The sequence below is a fragment of the Anaerosacchariphilus polymeriproducens genome, from assembly GCF_003363435.1.
Classification (GTDB): Bacteria; Bacillota; Clostridia; order Lachnospirales; family Lachnospiraceae; genus Anaerosacchariphilus; species Anaerosacchariphilus polymeriproducens.
The window spans coordinates 1-18,827 of record NZ_QRCT01000051.1; the positions used below are offsets into that span (position 1 = coordinate 1).

Annotated in this window: 25 protein-coding genes; all 25 read right to left on the bottom strand. The window is 34.5% G+C overall.

From position 1 onward, the window contains the following. Positions 1–417: 417 nt before the first annotated feature. Positions 418–1,056, bottom strand: coding sequence for an HD domain-containing protein (locus DWV06_RS17355; protein WP_115483487.1), 639 nt, complete (start codon positions 1,054–1,056; stop codon positions 418–420). A 787-nt stretch (positions 1,057–1,843) separates the two neighbouring features. Continuing rightward, complete coding sequence (locus DWV06_RS17365) at positions 1,844–2,440, bottom strand: hypothetical protein (RefSeq protein ID WP_115483488.1); 597 nt, start codon at positions 2,438–2,440, stop codon at positions 1,844–1,846. Next, entirely contained in the window at positions 2,437–2,919 is a 483-nt protein-coding gene (locus DWV06_RS17370; protein WP_115483489.1) for a hypothetical protein, read from the bottom strand. The genes DWV06_RS17365 and DWV06_RS17370 overlap by 4 nt, the downstream gene beginning before the upstream one ends. A gap of 87 nt (positions 2,920–3,006) precedes the next feature. Next, positions 3,007–3,336 (bottom strand): hypothetical protein, encoded by a 330-nt coding sequence (locus DWV06_RS17375; protein WP_147289881.1) that lies wholly within the window; start codon positions 3,334–3,336, stop codon positions 3,007–3,009. Between the two features lie 514 nt (positions 3,337–3,850). Continuing rightward, positions 3,851–4,243 (bottom strand): 30S ribosomal protein S9, encoded by a 393-nt coding sequence (rpsI, locus tag DWV06_RS17380; protein WP_115483491.1) that lies wholly within the window; start codon positions 4,241–4,243, stop codon positions 3,851–3,853. A gap of 27 nt (positions 4,244–4,270) precedes the next feature. Further along, a complete protein-coding gene (rplM, locus tag DWV06_RS17385; protein WP_115483492.1) occupies positions 4,271–4,699 on the bottom strand; it encodes a 50S ribosomal protein L13 in 429 nt (142 codons plus the stop codon). 137 nt (positions 4,700–4,836) lie between these two features. Further along, positions 4,837–5,400: a biotin transporter BioY gene (locus DWV06_RS17390; RefSeq protein WP_115483493.1), complete on the bottom strand. Its 564-nt coding sequence runs from the start codon at positions 5,398–5,400 to the stop codon at positions 4,837–4,839. Between the two features lie 99 nt (positions 5,401–5,499). After that, on the bottom strand, positions 5,500–6,204 hold the full coding sequence (locus tag DWV06_RS17395) for an MgtC/SapB family protein (protein WP_115483494.1): 705 nt from the start codon (positions 6,202–6,204) through the stop codon (positions 5,500–5,502). Between the two features lie 22 nt (positions 6,205–6,226). Then, positions 6,227–6,970 carry a tRNA pseudouridine(38-40) synthase TruA gene (truA, locus tag DWV06_RS17400; RefSeq protein ID WP_115483495.1) on the bottom strand — a complete coding sequence of 248 codons (744 nt, stop codon included), beginning with the start codon at positions 6,968–6,970 and terminating at the stop codon, positions 6,227–6,229. 61 nt (positions 6,971–7,031) lie between these two features. After that, positions 7,032–7,838, bottom strand: a complete 807-nt coding sequence (locus DWV06_RS17405) for an energy-coupling factor transporter transmembrane component T family protein (protein WP_115483496.1) — start codon at positions 7,836–7,838, stop codon at positions 7,032–7,034. Between the two features lie 13 nt (positions 7,839–7,851). Further along, a complete protein-coding gene (locus DWV06_RS17410) occupies positions 7,852–8,706 on the bottom strand; it encodes an energy-coupling factor transporter ATPase (RefSeq protein ID WP_115483497.1) in 855 nt (284 codons plus the stop codon). Next, a complete protein-coding gene (locus DWV06_RS17415) occupies positions 8,691–9,542 on the bottom strand; it encodes an energy-coupling factor transporter ATPase (RefSeq protein ID WP_115483498.1) in 852 nt (283 codons plus the stop codon). Before DWV06_RS17415 ends, DWV06_RS17410 begins: the two co-directional genes overlap by 16 nt. A 114-nt stretch (positions 9,543–9,656) precedes the next feature. Next, the gene (gene malQ / locus DWV06_RS17420; RefSeq protein WP_115483499.1) at positions 9,657–11,135 is read right to left on the bottom strand and encodes a 4-alpha-glucanotransferase; all 1,479 of its coding nucleotides are present in this window, start codon (positions 11,133–11,135) and stop codon (positions 9,657–9,659) included. A 150-nt stretch (positions 11,136–11,285) separates the two neighbouring features. Next, positions 11,286–11,822, bottom strand: a complete 537-nt coding sequence (locus DWV06_RS17425; protein ID WP_115483500.1) for a bL17 family ribosomal protein — start codon at positions 11,820–11,822, stop codon at positions 11,286–11,288. Between the two features lie 129 nt (positions 11,823–11,951). Next, a complete protein-coding gene (locus DWV06_RS17430; protein ID WP_115483501.1) occupies positions 11,952–12,911 on the bottom strand; it encodes a DNA-directed RNA polymerase subunit alpha in 960 nt (319 codons plus the stop codon). Between the two features lie 47 nt (positions 12,912–12,958). Further along, positions 12,959–13,552: a 30S ribosomal protein S4 gene (gene rpsD / locus DWV06_RS17435; protein WP_115483502.1), complete on the bottom strand. Its 594-nt coding sequence runs from the start codon at positions 13,550–13,552 to the stop codon at positions 12,959–12,961. Positions 13,553–13,570: 18 nt separating this feature from the next. Continuing rightward, on the bottom strand, positions 13,571–13,966 hold the full coding sequence (gene rpsK / locus DWV06_RS17440; RefSeq protein WP_115483503.1) for a 30S ribosomal protein S11: 396 nt from the start codon (positions 13,964–13,966) through the stop codon (positions 13,571–13,573). A 142-nt stretch (positions 13,967–14,108) separates the two neighbouring features. Further along, positions 14,109–14,477, bottom strand: coding sequence for a 30S ribosomal protein S13 (gene rpsM, locus DWV06_RS17445; protein ID WP_115483504.1), 369 nt, complete (start codon positions 14,475–14,477; stop codon positions 14,109–14,111). A 358-nt stretch (positions 14,478–14,835) separates the two neighbouring features. Further along, positions 14,836–14,949, bottom strand: a complete 114-nt coding sequence (gene rpmJ / locus DWV06_RS17450) for a 50S ribosomal protein L36 (RefSeq protein WP_073105013.1) — start codon at positions 14,947–14,949, stop codon at positions 14,836–14,838. A 120-nt stretch (positions 14,950–15,069) separates the two neighbouring features. Beyond that, positions 15,070–15,288 (bottom strand): translation initiation factor IF-1, encoded by a 219-nt coding sequence (gene infA / locus DWV06_RS17455; protein ID WP_091234462.1) that lies wholly within the window; start codon positions 15,286–15,288, stop codon positions 15,070–15,072. A 16-nt stretch (positions 15,289–15,304) separates the two neighbouring features. After that, a complete protein-coding gene (locus DWV06_RS17460) occupies positions 15,305–15,553 on the bottom strand; it encodes a KOW domain-containing RNA-binding protein (protein ID WP_115483505.1) in 249 nt (82 codons plus the stop codon). Between the two features lie 10 nt (positions 15,554–15,563). Continuing rightward, a complete protein-coding gene (gene map / locus DWV06_RS17465) occupies positions 15,564–16,322 on the bottom strand; it encodes a type I methionyl aminopeptidase (protein ID WP_115483506.1) in 759 nt (252 codons plus the stop codon). Between the two features lie 4 nt (positions 16,323–16,326). Continuing rightward, positions 16,327–16,971, bottom strand: coding sequence for an adenylate kinase (locus DWV06_RS17470; RefSeq protein ID WP_115483507.1), 645 nt, complete (start codon positions 16,969–16,971; stop codon positions 16,327–16,329). 93 nt (positions 16,972–17,064) lie between these two features. Then, positions 17,065–18,378: a preprotein translocase subunit SecY gene (gene secY, locus DWV06_RS17475; RefSeq protein WP_115483508.1), complete on the bottom strand. Its 1,314-nt coding sequence runs from the start codon at positions 18,376–18,378 to the stop codon at positions 17,065–17,067. Further along, on the bottom strand, positions 18,378–18,818 hold the full coding sequence (rplO, locus tag DWV06_RS17480; RefSeq protein WP_115483509.1) for a 50S ribosomal protein L15: 441 nt from the start codon (positions 18,816–18,818) through the stop codon (positions 18,378–18,380). Before rplO ends, secY begins: the two co-directional genes overlap by 1 nt. Positions 18,819–18,827: the final 9 nt, after the last annotated feature.

Below are 18,827 nucleotides of genomic sequence, written 5' to 3' on the forward strand. Positions count from 1 at the left end.
AAGAGCAATCCCCTCACCAAAGCACCCTTGGAGGAATCATGAATTTCAAAAACACGTTCCTTATGATCTCATTTCGAAATCAATGCTAACAGCATAGTTTCACGAAAGCCTCTGATGAGGTCTGTTTGCCATCCCTTTTTTTAATAAAAAGCGCCAAAACAGACACATTACCTTCTACAAAAGCACCCCGTTAGGTGGTGCTAATAAATTAATTTTTCCGAGACATAGTCAAAAATGCTTGACACTACTTTTACATATTTAAAGTTTTTATTATGCATGCCGTATTGCTCATAATTTTACAAAAAAATATGCAAAAGAACCTCCCATTCAGTGAAGTAGGAGGTTATGAATTGTATTGAGTTGTTCTTTTATAGTTTCAAACATATAAAAGAATTTCTTAATCAAGCATATTCCAAGTTATCTTATTATTGATTTGTTTACAGGCTGAGTCCATAGTGGTGGAGATAATAGTGTTGTTTTTCCTATATTAGGCAAAACATCATAAACGGAGCATCCCATTTTTTCTTCAAAATATTCTTTTATTTCAAAAGTTTTATTCCATCCTTCTATATATTTTTGCATAATTCCATATCTACGTATTACATCAACAAATCTCTTTTCAATTATGACAAATCCGTAATCTGCTGCCAATGAATCACACAACTGGATCAGTAAATCAAAATCATCTGTCTGACAATTTAAAATGTACTTTTTTATTTCCATCTCTTCGTTTTCGATTGGTTCATAATCAAATTCATCTTGCATCAATATATATGAATGAGTCATACACACTTTAGCAACTTCATTCCAACCCTTTTCTATACAAAATTTATATCCCTCATAGACATGTTTCGATATATTGACAACTCCAACACGCCTACCTATATCGTGTAATATGCCTAAAATATATGCCTTTTCCATATCCATATTTTGGATTTTTTCTGCAATATTTCGTGCAGCTATCCCAACATTTATAGAATGTTTAAACCAAGGTCCTGGATTTAAGGTTTCTGCAATCTCTAATTCCATTTCTGCCACTTTTATCGATGGTAACATAATTTTCCCCCCTAAATTATTCCTAGAAATTTACCAAAAAACAATATGAATCATACCATAATTTCATGGTATAAAACTCACAATAAACGAATTCGCTTTCTGCAAATGCTTTAGCCATTATCCGTTACTTTCCCACTATCTTTAAGGATTTCTCTCTCATTGAATTGTAAGAATGCGTTCAATTTCTTTGACTAATCCTGCAGCGTCGCTGCTCTTCTTCAATAATCATGTGTCCAGCTTCTTAATAGGAATCATTGCACATCCTCCAAATATCTTATTCAAAATTTAGTTTTTGAATTATTCTTTTGATTAGTATAGCAAAACTTTCTTAACAAATCAATGTTTTGAAAAAACGAAGTATTATCAAATTAATATCTGTGCAAAAAAAGGATGTCTCAATCAGATAAATCCATCTGAAAAACATCCTAAAAATTTCTAATATTTGTGTCTTTTTAGTTACTTTCGTTCACTTGTTTGTTGCTTATATGTATTATATCCTACCCCTGTAAATAAGGCGCTTTCCAATTTTCCAAAAGTCATACATATTATCTCTTTGTCAACCGTTTAATAGCTTGAGAAGCCTGGAAACACATAGGTTTGTAGTATTATTGTTGCGCATGTGTTTCACACTCTCGACGTTTTATTACGTCTCAGGACATTTCATAAACAGCAAATTGTTAATCCACCGGAATATCTAACCATTTAAATATATAATTATAAAGTTCTCCAAAAAGAGAGCCTTCTTTAAAATTATAAAACCTTTACACGGACTTTTTTGCTTATAAAATTACTGTCTGCTCCCTACAACTGTAAAATTAATTACATGTCCTTGGTTACTATCATTATTCGTCAATATAGGCTCTGCTTGTTCTGTATTTGTGTCATAATAGAATAAACCATTTTTTTGAACTTCATTACTATTTTTGAACCCGCCTAACACAAAGTATGTCTTACCTTGGTCCAATGTAACACAGTCTGTAATATATGTCACATTTTTAAATGGGCAATCAATTTCTTTGATTGATTTATTCACTAAATCAATTAAACAGAAAAATTGCTTACCCTCAACATCATCATCAACTTGTACCAAAATTGAGTTATCTGAAATTTGTGTTGCCATGTAAACGTCATTGGCAATCTTCATCTTTTTAGCGAATATACTTTTTGTATTTAATAAGAGATTTGGAGAAACAAGTGCAATGTTATAGTCAATAGCAACTTCATTGGAATTGAATTTTGATGAGTAGAATTCATCTTGGTTAACAAATACATCTACAAATTTATTATAGATATAGTTATAGTTTATTCGTCCAGCCCTTGCGGAGTACAAGGAATCACTAATATTATTCGCATCATATAAATAAGTAAATGTTCTACTATTCAAATCAAAAGTAGCAGGCCAATTACATTCATTTTTTTTGAAATTGCTGTTACAAGTAGAGTATGATTATCAACTATTGCAATATCATTATATGTAGCATTTTCGTTTTCTAAAGCATGAGTTTGGCCAGTCTTTAGATCATATTCTATTATGGAATCATTCGTATTTTTTCCTGCTCTTCCAGAATAATAAAGCTTTTGATTTTCTAATGATACGACTCCTGTTCCGTATTGCGCTGCAAATGGAATACTGCATTGTAAATCAAGTTTATTTTTGTCTATGCTATATGTGTAATACTGTATTCGTCGACCACTGTCAGTAGTATTATCATTAATACCATAAGTAATTGATACATAAGGTCCTATTTCGTTTTTTTCATTGAAAATTGTTTCGATAAAACTATTATCCATAAATAAAAAATTAATAATACAAAAAACTATAATTGATATTATGCTTATAAAAATTATTCTTTTCTTTTTCACAATATCCCTCCATGTATTAACAAATTCAAACACAGAGAGACTTAAAAGTCTTTCTGTGTTTGCTCAAGTATAAAGTATTTAATAACTTTATGATGCCTTATGGGTTATTTTGGCTGAATATACATTATCAAGTGTGCCTCCTGTTGTAATATCTTTTATAGGATAAGTTGTTCCATCAGTCCATATATCAAGTATTGCTGATGGAAGACTGCCACATGATTGTTTATAGAAGTATTGCGTTTTATTTTTATATGTGTTGGTAGCCGTTACTTTTGTACCAGAAGAAACATCATCAACAGATATTTTAGTTGCACAGTCATACAATTTCAAAGAATTATTATGATCGCCAATGGCCCCAGTAAAATATGTAATTCTTCCAGTGCCAGTCATGATGTTACTTGTACTGTTGGATTTCAATCCTTAATCATAATTCAATGTTTATCTATACTTAAATTTGTTGCATACGCACTAAATACTATGCTAAAAATCATAAATTATGTTACCATTAATTTCGTAAAATTTTTCATGACTACCACCTCCTTTACGGAATTGGTAGTAAATTGTAAATTTGTTACCAAAACGTTATATCATTATATGCACCACATACCGGGTCTTATGATTGCATGGGCTACTCTCTGGAGCAATGACACTCACAGAGAAAGTTTATACTCACTTTGATATCAAAGAGCTCGTCGATGCGATTAATAAGATATAACACGAACGGAAAGGAAAGTCCTTACAAAAAGAAAAGGACACTTTCCAATGAATTGCTTCAATGAAAAATGTCCTATAATTATTACTGATATTTTTGATGCACACCTGTTGCAAACGTGTTGCACACGAAGTAATTTCCAATGCGTTTGACAACATTCCACAACGTCTGTAACCCTTGTAAAATCGGGCTTTTCTTGACAAATGCGTTGACCGCTTTTTATCTCTTTGAGAACTGTGGCGCACGACGTGCTGCTTTGAGACCGTATTTCTTTCTTTCTTTCATTCTTGGATCTCTTGTTAAATAACCTGCTTTTTTCAAAGTTGGACGATATTCCGCATCTACTTGAAGTAAAGCTCTTGCGATACCATGTCTGATAGCTCCAGCCTGTCCTGTGTATCCACCACCATGAACGTTTACTAAAACGTCAAATTTATCCACTGTTTCTGTTGCAACCAATGGTTGACGAACGATAACTTTCAAAGTTTCTAGTCCTAAATATTCATCGATGTTTCTTTTATTTATTGTAATATTACCTGTTCCAGGTACTAAATATACTCTTGCGATTGATTTTTTTCTTCTTCCTGTTCCATAAAATCTTGCCTTAGCCACTGTAATTTACCTCCTTCACCTTTCTAATTAAAATGTTAATACTTCTGGTTTTTGAGCTGCATGATCATGCTCTGGACCAGCGTATACATGAAGTTTCTTGTACATTTCTCTACCTAAAGGTCCTTTTGGAAGCATACCTTTAACAGCAAGTTCGATCACTTTTTCAGGTTTCTTTGCTAACATTTCTCTTAAAGTTGTTTCTTTCATACCACCTACATAATCAGAATGGTGGTAATAAATTTTCTGATCTAACTTCTTACCTGTAACTTTGATTTTTTCTGCATTTACAACGATTACATAATCGCCAGTATCGATATGAGGTGTATAGATTGGTTTGTTCTTACCTCTTAATACTTTAGCAATTTCTGATGTTAAACGACCTAATGTATATCCTGTAGCGTCAACTACATACCATTTTCTTTCAATTGTTGCTGGACTAGCCATAAAACTTTTCATTGGTTTTTACCTCCTTGAAATTTAAAACTCTTCATTTTATTGTAAAAGGTTCTACCGGGGCTTTGGCTAGAACACTTTCTAACATACGTCATACCTTGATATTATATAATACGTACCCGTGTGTGTCAATCATTTTTTTAAACCAAACCTGCTCTTTCAAGATTTTTTCTAATAATCGGTCCTGCAATAGCTGCTAATACGATTTTAATTCCGTCACCTAAAAGATAGGGCAGCATTCCACTGATCATTGCCTGTTTCAATGTTAAATCCATTTGATATGCTAACCATACAACTCCAAATACATAAACAACAATTGATCCTATTATCATACCAACAACATTCATGAAAATATTCCCAGGAAATCTCTCGATAAAAAGCCCGGAAATAACTGCTAGTAATGCAAAACCTATAATATAACCTCCAGTAGGCCCGACTAATTTCCCGAATCCACCTTCAAAACCTGAAAAGACAGGAAGCCCTGTGAGTCCAATTAATACATAAATAAGATAACTAAGAGTCCCCATTTTCCATCCTAATATATAAACAACAAATAAGACAGCCAAATTCGTGAACGAAATAGGAACCGCGCTGATTGGTATTGGTATTGAAAGTGGTGCAAGTATACAAATAACTGCGCTCATTAATGCTACTAGAGCCATTTGATATGTACTAATTTTATTTTTTGATTTTTGTTCTTCCATAAGTAAAGCCTCCCGTTTTATTTTAGTTCATCAACTTAAATAGATACAACTAAAATTATAACGAAAGGCTCGATAATTGTCAACCACGTTCGAATTAAGTTAACAATTATATTCTTCCACTGTCCTGATGCCCGGAATACTCCGCAATAGTTCTAAAACATCTGTACATGTTCTCATTCTTCCTGTTTCAATCGTTGCAAGAATAGAAATTCCCTCATCCTTCATTCTGGCTGGACCGATTTCAAAACTGGATACCTTACAATCTTTCTCTCGAATAAATTCTAAAAAACCTGAAATGTATTGTGCAGACTCTAATTCTATATATACTTCTACAGCTCTCAAATGCTTATTTACATAATAATTAATAAGTTTAAAGTAACGGAAAATAAGCAAAAGCGCAGCTACAGATGCCAATGCACCACTATAAAATCCAATTCCTATTGCAAGCCCTATACATGAACAGGTCCACAAACTCGCTGCTGTCGTCAAACCCTTTACCTGATTATTACCAGTTACTATGATCGTACCAACTCCCAAAAAACCTACTCCGCTGATTACCTGTGCTCCTAATCTGGCCAAATCTCCACTGCCGCCATATTGTCTAAATATATATTCTCCTGTCAGCATAACTAGGGCAGCACCCAAACATACAATAGCATGGGTCTTATAACCCGCTACACGCCGCTTTTCACTTCGATCTATCCCAATAATTGTACCTGCAACAACTGCACATACAATACGAAAAATAATTGTTACCAGGTTCATCTCATGCAAATATTCGTTTACAAAAACTAAATACTCCATTAAAACTCCCCCTTTCTTCTCATCAATTATCTATATATTTAATTCCTATCATGGTCAATCCTTTCGCTGGAGCTGTAGGTCCTGCTGCACTCCTATTTTCTTTCTTCAAAATATCTGGGATTTTTTCCGGAGGGTATTTACCCATTCCAACTTCCAATAAGGTCCCTGCAATAATACGTACCATATTATATAAGAAACCATTTCCGGAAACCCTTATTTTAATAATATCCTCTTCCTTTTTCACTTCTAATGCATAAATTTCTCTTACAGTATCTAAAACCTCAGTTTTGGGACTACAAAAACTTTTAAAATTATGCTTTCCCACTAAATACCGGCCTGCTGCTCTCATTTTTTCAATATCTAAATGACCATAATAAAAATGCGTTGTAAATCTAGATTCCGGTTTTGGAAATGTACAACTTAATATTCTATATTCATAAGTTTTGATACTGTTCGTAAATCGGGGATGAAAATTTGATTCTACTTCACATGACTCTTGAATCACTATATCCTCAGGAAGACTTACATTCAGAGCATACGCAATTTTCTCAGCAGGAATCTTTGTGTCTGTATCAAAAACTGCCACATTTCCCAAAGAATGAACCCCTGAATCCGTTCTGCTGGCACCTATTACTTTAATATCTTCCTTCAAAAGCCTTGTTAATTCTTTATTTAAGACTTCTTCAATGGTAACACCATTTGGCTGTATCTGCCATCCACAATAGTTTGTCCCATCATAAGCTACTATCAATTTTATTCTTTTCATCAATCTTCTTCCTTATTTCAATGTAAAACCATACTGCATTTGCGGATCAGAATGCTATTTCCTATACAGGAACAAATTGATTTACTAATATGCAGATCAATAAATACATCGCTAATACTCCAAAACCTATTCCATCTATTTTTTTATAGACAAGTGGTTTCATCTTCGTCCTGCCTGTTCCTCCCTGATAACATCTTGCCTCCATTGCCATTGCCAAATCATTGGCTCTTCGGAATGCTGATATAAAAAGAGGTACCAATAAAGGAACCAGACTTTTCGCTTTTTTTATCAAATTTCCACTTTCAAAATCGGCTCCACGCGCAATCTGTGCCTTCATAATTTTATCCGTTTCTTCTAATAATATAGGAATAAACCGCAGAGCGATAGACATCATCATTGCCACCTCATGAACCGGAACTCTTATTTTATTTAAAGGATTTAATAATTTTTCCAGACCATCCGTTAAATGATTTGGCGTTGTTGTTAAAGTCATGATAGATGAACCAACTATCAAATAAGCCAGACGCACTGCCATAAAGATTGCGGTTCTAAGGCCCTCTTTCGTTATTTTGAATATAAAAAATTCTATCAGTTTTTCGCCAGGTGTCAAAAAAAGATTGAATACCACAGTTATTATCAACAGTACAATGATAGATTTTAACCCTTTCATCATAAAATGAAAAGGCACCTTGGATATTTTGATCGATACCGCCAAAAAAAGAGTAGCTAAAAGATATCCAAAAAAATCTTTAAATAGAAAAAGAGATACAATAAACACGATTGTACCGATTAATTTTACTCTTGGATCTAATCTATGAATAATGGAATCAGTTGGATAATACTGTCCCAATGTAATATCTCGAATCATTTTCTCTCCTTGTTCATGCCTGTCTTCCAAGTGCTCTTAAAATTTCTGTGGCTGCTTCTTCAATTTTCGTCACATTCACATCTACTCTAAACCCTTTTTCTTTTAACTGGTTCATAATATACGTGACTTGCGGCGCAGCCAACCCTATTTCTTCAAGCTCCTTATAATGCTGAAATACATTTTTTGGTGTTTGATCATACAAAATCTCACCTTGATTCATAACAATAATTCTATTTACATACCTTGCTACATCTTCCATGCTGTGAGATACCAATATAATGGTCATTTTCTTTTCTTCGTGAAGCTGTACAAGCTGATCCAAAATTTCATCCCGCCCCTTTGGATCTAATCCTGCTGTAGGTTCATCCAAAATTAAGACATCAGGATTCATTGCCAATACGCCGGCAATGGCTACTCGCCTTTTTTGTCCACCTGACAAATCAAATGGCGACTGATAAAATAAATCTTCCGGAAAACCTACACTTCGCAATGCTTCAAATGCACGCAGCTCAGCTTCATTTTTTGATAACCCCAGATTTTTTGGGCCAAAACATACATCTTGAAAAACGTCAACTTCAAAGAGCTGATGTTCCGGGTACTGAAATACAAGGCCTACCTTACTACGTAGTTTTTTCATATCAAAATCTTTATCATAAATGTCTTCCCCATTATAATAGATTTCACCTGATACTGCCTTTATCAATCCATTTAAATGCTGTATTAAAGTGGACTTTCCCGATCCAGTATGACCGATAATTCCAATAAATTCTCCATCATTTATTTCCAAATTGATATTCTTTAACGCCTGTACTTCATATGCTGTTCCCGGACCATAGATATAATTAAGTTTATTCACGATAATTGACATAGTTGTTCCACCAATTCTTCCATAGTTAAAATACCATCTGTTAATGGGATGCCTTGCTTTTGCAGTTCATAAGCCAAAAGTGTGACCTGAGGCACATCTAATCGATAACTTTTCAAAGTTTCGACTTGGGAAAAAATATCCCTTGGTGTCCCCTGCATCACAATTTTCCCTTGATCCATGACATAAACTTTATCGGCATAAATTACTTCTTCCATATAATGTGTAATTAAAATAATCGTTACGTTTTCAACATCATTCAATGCTCTCACGGCACGGATTACTTCTTTTCTTCCATTTGGATCCAGCATGGCCGTCGGTTCATCAAGTACAATACATTTCGGATGCATTGCAACAACTCCTGCTATTGCTACACGCTGTTTCTGTCCTCCTGATAACTTATTAGGAGAGTGTTTCCGATATTGATACATACCAACTGCTTTTAAGCTTTCTTCTACTCTTTCCCATATCTGCTCTGTCGGAATTCCTATATTCTCAGGTCCAAAACCAACATCTTCTTCCACTACAGTACCGATAATCTGATTGTCTGGATTTTGGAACACCATTCCTGCCGTTTGTCTAATATCCCATATTTTCTCTTCCTCTTTGGTATCTTTTCCATCTACCCAGACAGTTCCTTCTGTAGGTGCCAAAATAGCATTCATATGCTTAGCCAAAGTCGACTTGCCGGACCCATTGTGCCCTAAAATTGCGATGAATTCACCTTCTTTAATATCAAGATCTACTTCATCTACTGCTCTTTGAATGGCTTCTACATTATCTTCTTCGTCTCTTCTTATATATTCAAAAACTAATTTATTTGTTTCAATGATCCCCATTTTATTCACCTGTTACTTTTTTAAAGTACTTTTTTCTTTATTAAATCAGCTTTTTATATTGTATAAGATTCTTACTCGAATTGCAAGCGAAAGCCTTCCTACATAAATCATCGTTCATCGATTATATAACTTCGTCAATTTTCTTATTTCTTCTAACAAATCATCCGTAATCTCATCTTCTAATAATCTCCAAGTCCAATTATCTCCTAATGTAGATGGAATATTGATCCTTGCTTCATCTCCCAAGCCCAGATAATCCTGCATTGGTATAACAGCTGTTTCAGCCACACTGCTTAACGCCAAACGGATATAGTCCCAATGTATCTTCTCTATTTCATGTTCTCCATTATTTAAATACTCAATAGAAAATTTTTTTTCGTATTCAGATATCGATTCAAACCAGCCTTTAATTGTATCATTGTCATGAGTTCCTGTATACACGATACAATTTTGAATATAATTATGAGGCAGATAATCATTTCTTTCATCCGAACCAAAGGCAAACTCGAGAACTTTCATCCCCGGATATCCAGTCTTCTCAACTAATTCTTTTACACTTTCTGTAAGGAATCCTAAATCCTCTGCTATTACATTCATTTTCCCTAACCGGTCTTCTATTGCCGCAAAGAAATCATAACCGGGCCCTATCTCCCACTGCCCAAACTCAGCAGTTTCATCTCCATATGGTATGGAATAATAAGCATCGAATCCTCGAAAATGATCAATTCGAATTTTATCATACAAAGCAAGATGATATTGAATTCTATTTATCCACCAATGATATCCTGTTTTTTGATGATATCCCCAATCGTATAGTGGGTTGCCCCATAATTGTCCAAATCTGGCAAATGCATCAGGCGGACATCCTGCAACTGCCTTTGGCTCACTATTTTCATCAAATTGGAACAATTCTTTATTAGCCCAACAATCCGCACTATCTAACGCCACATAAATTGGTATATCGCCAATGATCTCTATATTCCGTTCATTGGCATAGTTTTTTAACTGTATCCATTGAACGGTAAATATATATTGCAAATAGCTATAAAACTCTATTTCTTCTTCAAATTCTATACTTATATTAGCCAATGTTTCGGGATACCGCTCTTTTAAGTCTTCTTCCCACTCAAGCCAGCTGCACCCATTATTAATATCTTTTATCGTCATGTATAGACTGTAATCATCCAGCCAAAATTTGTTTTCTTCTTTAAATAATAAAAATTGTTCATTCCATTTACTATTACTGCGTTCATACGCTAGTTTCAGTAGTTTAAATCTCTCTAAATATATCTTTTCATAATCAATATAACGCTTGTCCTCTCCAAAATCACATGCTTCACATTCTTCTTCCAGCAAAAATCCTTCACGTATGAAATATTCTAAATCAATAAAATATGGATTCCCGGCAAATGTGGAAAATGACTGATAAGGTGAATCTCCATATCCTGTCGGCCCTAACGGTAGTATCTGCCAACACTTTTGCCCACTTCTTTCTAATTGATCCACAAATTGATATGCTTCCTTAGAGAAGCATCCTATCCCAAACCTTGATGGCAAACTTGCAATTGGTAATAAAATTCCAGCTTTTCTCACATGTTTTTCTTCCTTTCATGTAATTTTGTTTATTATCCTAATAATATACTATATATATTAAATTGTAAAGAATACAATATATTTGCAAAAGTTCCTAAGCCAACAAAAGAAAAAACACTCGCTATTAAGCGAGTGTAATATACTATCAGATTATACAAGTTCCAAAAGAACTTCCATAGCTGCATCTCCTTTACGAAGACCGATTTTTACGATTCTGGTGTAACCACCTTTACGATCTGCATATTTAGGAGCAATTTCATCGAAAAGTTTTGCAACCATATCGATTTCTTTTGTATTTCTCTTTTTACCAGCTGCTTCTGCAGGTACTTCTGTTACTGGGTAAAGAACTTTTAACATTTGTCTTCTGGCATGTAAGCGAGAAGCCAAATCCTTTTTCACTTCTTTTTCTACTTCTTCATAAACAGTTACTTTTTTACCGTCTACTACTTCTTTAACTCTTTTTCCATCAGCATCTTTTTTCGCTACTTTAGCTGTTACTTTCACTGTTTCAAAGTTATCTCTTTCTTTTACTGCTAAAGCAATTAGACCTTCTGCTACTTTACGGATTTCTTTTGCTTTTGCTTCCGTAGTAACAATTTTACCATGTGCTAAAAGATTGGTTACCTGATTTCTAATCAATGCTTTTCTCTGACTTGAAGTTCTTCCAAGTTTTCTATATCCTGCCATCGTTTTACCTCCATTAGTGGAATATCCGGCAACGCTCGTTGGGCTTACTTGCCAAATATTGTTCATCTTTCCATATAATGAGAAGCTCTGCTACGCTCGTAGGACTTATAAGCAGAACATATCATTGTATTATTCTTCACTTGAATTTAATTGTAATCCAAGTTCTTTCAATTTCGCTAATACTTCTTCTAATGATTTACGTCCTAAATTACGGACTTTCATCATGTCTTCTGATGTCTTATTTGTTAATTCTTCTACGGTATTGATTCCAGCTCTCTTCAAGCAGTTATAAGAACGAACTGACAATTCTAATTCATCGATGTTCATTTCTAAAACTTTCTCTTTACCATTTTCTTCTTTTTCTATCATTACTTCTGCTGTCTTAGCATTTTCTGATAAATCAACAAATAAATTAAGATGTTCGCTTAGAACTTTTGCTGCCAAACTTACTGCTTCATCAGGAACTAATGTCCCATTTGTGAATACATCTAATGTAAGTTTATCATAATCTGTGATCTGACCTACACGTGTATTTTCAACAGTCAAATTAACACGTTCAACTGGTGTATAAATTGAGTCAATTGCAATCACGCCAATTGGCAAATCTTCACTTTTGTTTTTATCAGCACCTACATATCCTCTACCCTTGGTAATAGTAAGTTCCATGTAAAGTTTGCTGTCTACACCGCCATTTAGTGTTGCAATAACCAATTCCGGATTTAAAATCTCAATGTCTTGGTCCACTTGAATATCAGCTGCTGTAACAACCCCTTCACCATCAAATTCAATATAGGCTACTTTGGATTCATTTGTTTCACTGTTATTCTTGATTGCTAAACTTTTGATGTTCATGATAATTTCAGTAACATCCTCCTTAACACCAGGAATAGAACTGAATTCATGAAGTATTCCATCAATTTTGACTTGACTTACGGCTGCTCCGGGTAATGAAGAAAGCATGATTCTTCTTAATGAATTGCCAAGAGTTGTACCGTATCCTCTTTCGAGTGGTTCAACTACGAATTTTCCGTATTTTCTGTCTTCAGAAATTTCCGCAATCTCAATTTTGGGTTTTTCAAAATCGAACACTACAAGTCCCTCCTTTTTTCGGGTTATTAAAGACTATTTAATGCATTCTATTTGGAATATAATTCGACAATGAGCATTTCGTTAACAGGAACATCAATGATTTCTCTTGATGGAAGTTCTTTTATCGTACCTTTTAAGTTCTCTTGATCAACATCAAGCCATTCTGGTACTAATCTTCCTCCTGTTAATTCTAAAATATCTTTATATCTTTGAGATCCTTTGCATTTTTCTTTAATCTCAATGGTATCACCAGCTTTTACAAGATAGGAAGGAATGTTTACTTGTTTTCCATTCACTAAAACATGCTTGTGGTCAACGATTTGTCTAGCTTCTCGTCTAGTTCTTGCTAACCCCATTCTGAAAACAACATTATCTAATCTGCTTTCAAGGATTATCAAAAGGTTCGCACCTGTAATACCTTTCATTCTGTCAGCTCTTGAATAATAATTTTTAAATGGTTTTTCTAATACACCATAAATAAATTTTGCTTTTTGTTTTTCTCTTAGTTGAAGACCATATTCAGACATCTTTCTGTTGGCTCTTCTTAATTCTCTTTTTGATTTTTTATCTATTCCCATGAATATAGGATCTAAACCTAAAGATCTACATCTTTTAAGAACAGGAACTCTATTTACTGCCATTTTTTATCGCACCTCCTATTAGACTCTTCTACGTTTTGGTGGACGGCAACCATTATGAGGTACCGGTGTAACGTCTTTAATACTTGTTACTTCAAGTCCACAAGCTTGAAGTGCACGAATAGCTGCTTCTCTTCCTGAGCCAGGACCTTTCACCATAACTTCTACTGTTTTCAAACCATGAATTAAAGCTGCTTTGGTAGCAGTTTCAGCTGCCATCTGCGCTGCATATGGTGTTGATTTTTTTGATCCTCTAAAACCTAGACCACCTGCACTTGCCCATGACAAAGCATTACCTTCAGAGTCTGTTATTGTTACGATTGTATTGTTAAAAGATGATTGAATATGTGCTTGTCCGCGCTCAATATGCTTCTTAACACGCTTCTTTGTCACTTTCTTTGTAACTTTTTTAGCCATTTTACTACCCTACTTTCTAAATTTGGTATCAATTTATGAACTCTTTCTTCTATGCCTTTTACATAATACTGCATACTAACTTAAAAAAAGTACATACTAAAAGCGTAGTGAATTACGTTACGCTTAAGTACTAGTACATTAACTATTTCTTCTTATTAGCAACAGTTCTCTTAGGACCTTTTCTAGTTCTGGCATTTGTTTTGGTCTTTTGTCCACGAACCGGAAGTCCTTTTCTATGACGAATACCTCTATAACATCCAATTTCCTGAAGTCTCTTTATATTAAGAGCTATTTCACGACGCAAATCACCTTCAACAGTTTGTGATTCATCAATTACGGAACTAATTCTTTTCACTTCTTCATCTGTTAAATCTCTAACACGTGTGTCAGGATTTACTTTTGCATCAGCAAGAATACGATTTGAACTTACTCTACCAATACCATAGATATAAGTTAAACCGATTTCAACACGTTTTTCTCTTGGTAAGTCTACACCTGCGATACGAGCCATGTGCGCATTACACCTCCATCGTTTAATTAATTTATGAATGGCTTACCCATTCTATTGTCATGAGTTATAAAAGCAATAAACCTATGCAGCTCGGATAACTCCGCCTGAAATGTGTGCATACACCCATTTGCTTTTTAAATAATCTAATTATTCGGAAATTTACTTTCCTTCCATCTATTGCTTCTCTCGGTATAAAAAAGCAATACGTACAGTAGTAAAATACTGCATATATAAAATCAGTTGGACAACGCTTCCTAGCGTTCCTACTGCAGCCGCACTCATTCATTGAAGCTTTTGCTTCTTTTAAGATATAAAACAGATTAAATATCTAAACAAACAAAATCAAGCCCAATAAGAATTAGCCTTGTCTTTGTTTGTGCTTAGGGTTTTCACAGATTACTCTGACGCTTCCCTTTCTTTTGATTATTTTGCATTTTTCACAGATAGGTTTAACTGATGATCTAACTTTCACAGCAAATCCTCCTTTCCTCTGAATGCCCCAATTTATCGAGTATACAATGACTAATTGGGTATTTCTCAAAACGTTCGCTCTAAATTATAACACACAGACTAATATAAATCAAGTCTTTTTTTATTTATCTCTCCAGATAATTCTTCCTTTTGATAAATCATATGGGGATAATTCAATAGTAACTTTATCACCCGGTAGAATACGAATAAAGTTCATTCTTAATTTACCACTGATATGGGCTAGTACTTTGTGACCATTTTCAAGTTCCACTTGAAACATTGCATTTGGTAACTTTTCTATTACAGTTCCTTCTACTTCAATAACATCTGCTTTTGACATATGTTCCTCCTTATACCTATCTTTCATGATAAAGCTTAATAGCTCTCTTAATACCTTCATTGTTTAATAATTGACCATCTTTTATAAGTTCAGCCACATTGGTTGGAATTTCTTTAATTACTTGAACATGCTTTTTCCGCTTCTTTTTTGGATTATCTAAACTTCTATACTTTCCATCGCACAAATAAGTATATTCATCATCTTCCTTCAATATGACATATAATCTTCCCTTATCATGGCCGGCTTGCGAAATAGCTAATAACATGTAACCACCTCTATTTGTTTATTAAGGTTAAAATTTCTGGCTCACCATCTGTAATCAGTATCGTATTTTCATAATGAGCAGATAAAGAACCATCTTCTGTTACTACTGTCCAATCGTCATCTAGCCATTCTACGTCGTAACGTCCTGCATTAATCATAGGTTCGATTGCAAGAGTCATTCCGGCTTGAAGTTTTAAGCCTCTGCGCTTTTGCTTGAAATTCGGTATTTGTGGGTCCTCATGTAAATTTGTACCAATGCCGTGTCCAACCAAATCTCTAACGACTCCATATCCAAAACTTTCTGTATAATCTGCAATTGCATTTGAAATCTCAAATAAATGGTTGCCTTCTTTCGCAAATTTAATACCTTCAAAAAAACTTTGTTTCGTGACATCTATCAGCTGTCTGGCTTCTTTGCTGATTTCTCCAACTGCATGTGTCCTTGCAGCATCTGAATGGTAACCTTGATATATAAGTCCTGCATCCAAACTTACAATATCACCTTCCTTCAGAATTCTATCCTTCCTTGGGATTCCATGAACAACTTCTTCATTTACAGAAACACAGATGGAAGCTGGATATCCATTATAATGTAGAAAATTAGGAATACATCCGAAACTGCGAATGATTTCTTCTCCTTTTTTATCAATATCCAATGTACTAATCCCAGGCTTTATGAAACTTTCTAATTCGTCATGAACGATTGCCAAAAGTCTTCCGGCTTCCCGCATCAGTTCGATTTCTCTTGCAGATTTAATTGATATGGCCATAATCCTATGCTCCTAATAATTCAACAATAGACTTGAAAACATCTTTCATTTCTTGAGTTCCGTCTACGTTTACTAAGATTTCTTTGTTTTTATAATATTCTATTAGTGGTTGGGTCTGTTCATGATACACATCTAAACGTTTCTTGACTGTATCTTCTTTATCATCATCTCTCAAAATCAGTTCTTTTCCACATGCATCACATATCCCATCAACTTTAGGTGGAATATTAACAATATGATATGTTGCTCCACAGCTTACGCAAGCCCTTCTTCCTGACATTCTTTTAATAATAGTTGCATCAGGAATAAGTATATTAATTGCATAATCAACATGATCGCTCATCTTAGCAAGTGCTTTATCTAATGCCTCTGCCTGAGGAATTGTTCTTGGAAATCCATCTAAGACGTAACCTTTCGAACAATCATCCTTTTGTACTCTATCTACAACCAAGTCTACAACTAACTCATCAGGAACTAAAAGTCCTTGATCCATAAAAGTCTTGGCTTTATTTCCTAACTCAGTCTTATTTTTTATATTGGCTCTAAATATATCACCTGTTGAGATATGCGGAATATCATATTTATCTGCAATCTGTTTTGCCTGGGTACCTTTTCCTGCTCCAGGAGCCCCTAACATAATAATTTTCATGTCTTTCCTCCTCTATTAGCTTAAGTGACATTTTTACTTTTAAATGATATTTCTCTTAAATCAGCTTAAGTGTCCCCGAAGGGACACTATGCTTTAATCCGTCAAAAATCCTTTATAATTACGTACCAGCATTTGAGACTCAATTTGTTTCAAAGTTTCTATAACAACTCCTACAATAATGATAATAGAGGTACCACCAAACGAGACATTCGCGCTATATACTCCATTGAAAAAGATAGGAATGACTGCAACGATAATTAATCCGACTGCACCAATAAATACAATATAATTCAATATCTTCGTCAAATAATCACTTGTCGGTTTACCCGGACGGATTCCCGGAATAAAACCACCCTGCTTTTTCATATTGTTAGCAACTTCTAATGGATTAAATGTTATTGATGTATAGAAATATGCAAATGCAATAACCATAAGGATATAAAGAACTAGTCCCCACGAATTCTTCAGATTTTCGGGATCACACCAATTATTCTGCGTAAGCCCATCTAAGATAACCTTACTTAATCCGGAACCTTTTCCTTTACCAACAAAGCCAGCAATCATAACAGGAAACTGCAAAATAGACTGTGCAAAAATAATAGGAATAACGGACGCCGTATTAACTTTTAACGGTATATGAGTTGATTGTCCTCCTACCATTTTTCTTCCTTGAACTTTTTTTGCATATTGAACCGGAATTCTTCTTTCTCCGCCTTGAAGAAAAATAACAAATACAATCACCAAAAGTATAATAGCTAATATAATAGCAGCGGCAAGCATAGCAGGAGCAAACGCTTTTCCTTTTACAAATTGATTAAATAATTTAATCATATCATCCGGAATACGTGAAACAATGTTAATCATCAATACGATTGAAATACCATTACCTACGCCCTTTTCTGTAATTCTTTCACCAACCCACATAAGGAAAGTGGAACCTGCAGTTAATGCTGTGGCTACTACCGCAATATACATAAATGTATTTCTTTCTAACAAATTTTGATTTCCAAAACCAACGCCCATTGCGATTGATTCAACTAATGATAAACCAACAGCTAAATAACGGGTAAACTCATTGAGTTTCTTTCTACCATCTTCTCCCTCTTTTTGCATTTCCTCTAATTTGGGAATCGCAATCGTAAGAAGCTGAATGATAATAGAGGATGTAATGTACGGTGTAATGCTTAATGCAAAAATGGACATATTCATTAACGAACCACCGGTGACAGCATCAAAAAAATTGAATGTGCCACCCTGGCTCGAGAACCATTCTGCAAAAACTTCACTCTTAACACCTGGTACAGGCAATTGCGCACCGATACGGATTACAATTAGCATCAAAAACGTATATATAATTCTTTTTCTTATATCTTCAATTTTAAATGCATTTCTGAGTGTTTTTAGCATTAAATCACCTCAGCTTTTCCACCAAGAGCTTCAATTTTTTCTTTTGCGCTAGCACTAAAAGCGTTCGCTTGTACTGTAAGCTTCTTAGTAAAATCACCGTTTCCAAGAATCTTAACACCATCTTTCGGATTGGTAACAATACCTGTTTCAATTAAAGTTGCAACTGAAACAACTGCATCATTATCGAATCTTTCAAGAGCATTTAAGTTAATTCCAACAATCGTTTTGGAATTTCTATTCGTAAATCCTCTTTTAGGAATTCTTCTATACAAAGGCATTTGTCCACCTTCAAAGCCTGGTCTTGTACCGCCTGAACGGGCTTTTTGACCTTTATGACCTTTTCCAGCTGTCTTACCATTTCCTGAACCATGTCCCCGACCTCTTCTGAAATTATCACTATGTTTTGAACCTTCAGCAGGTTTTAAGTTTGATAAGTCCATTGTGACACC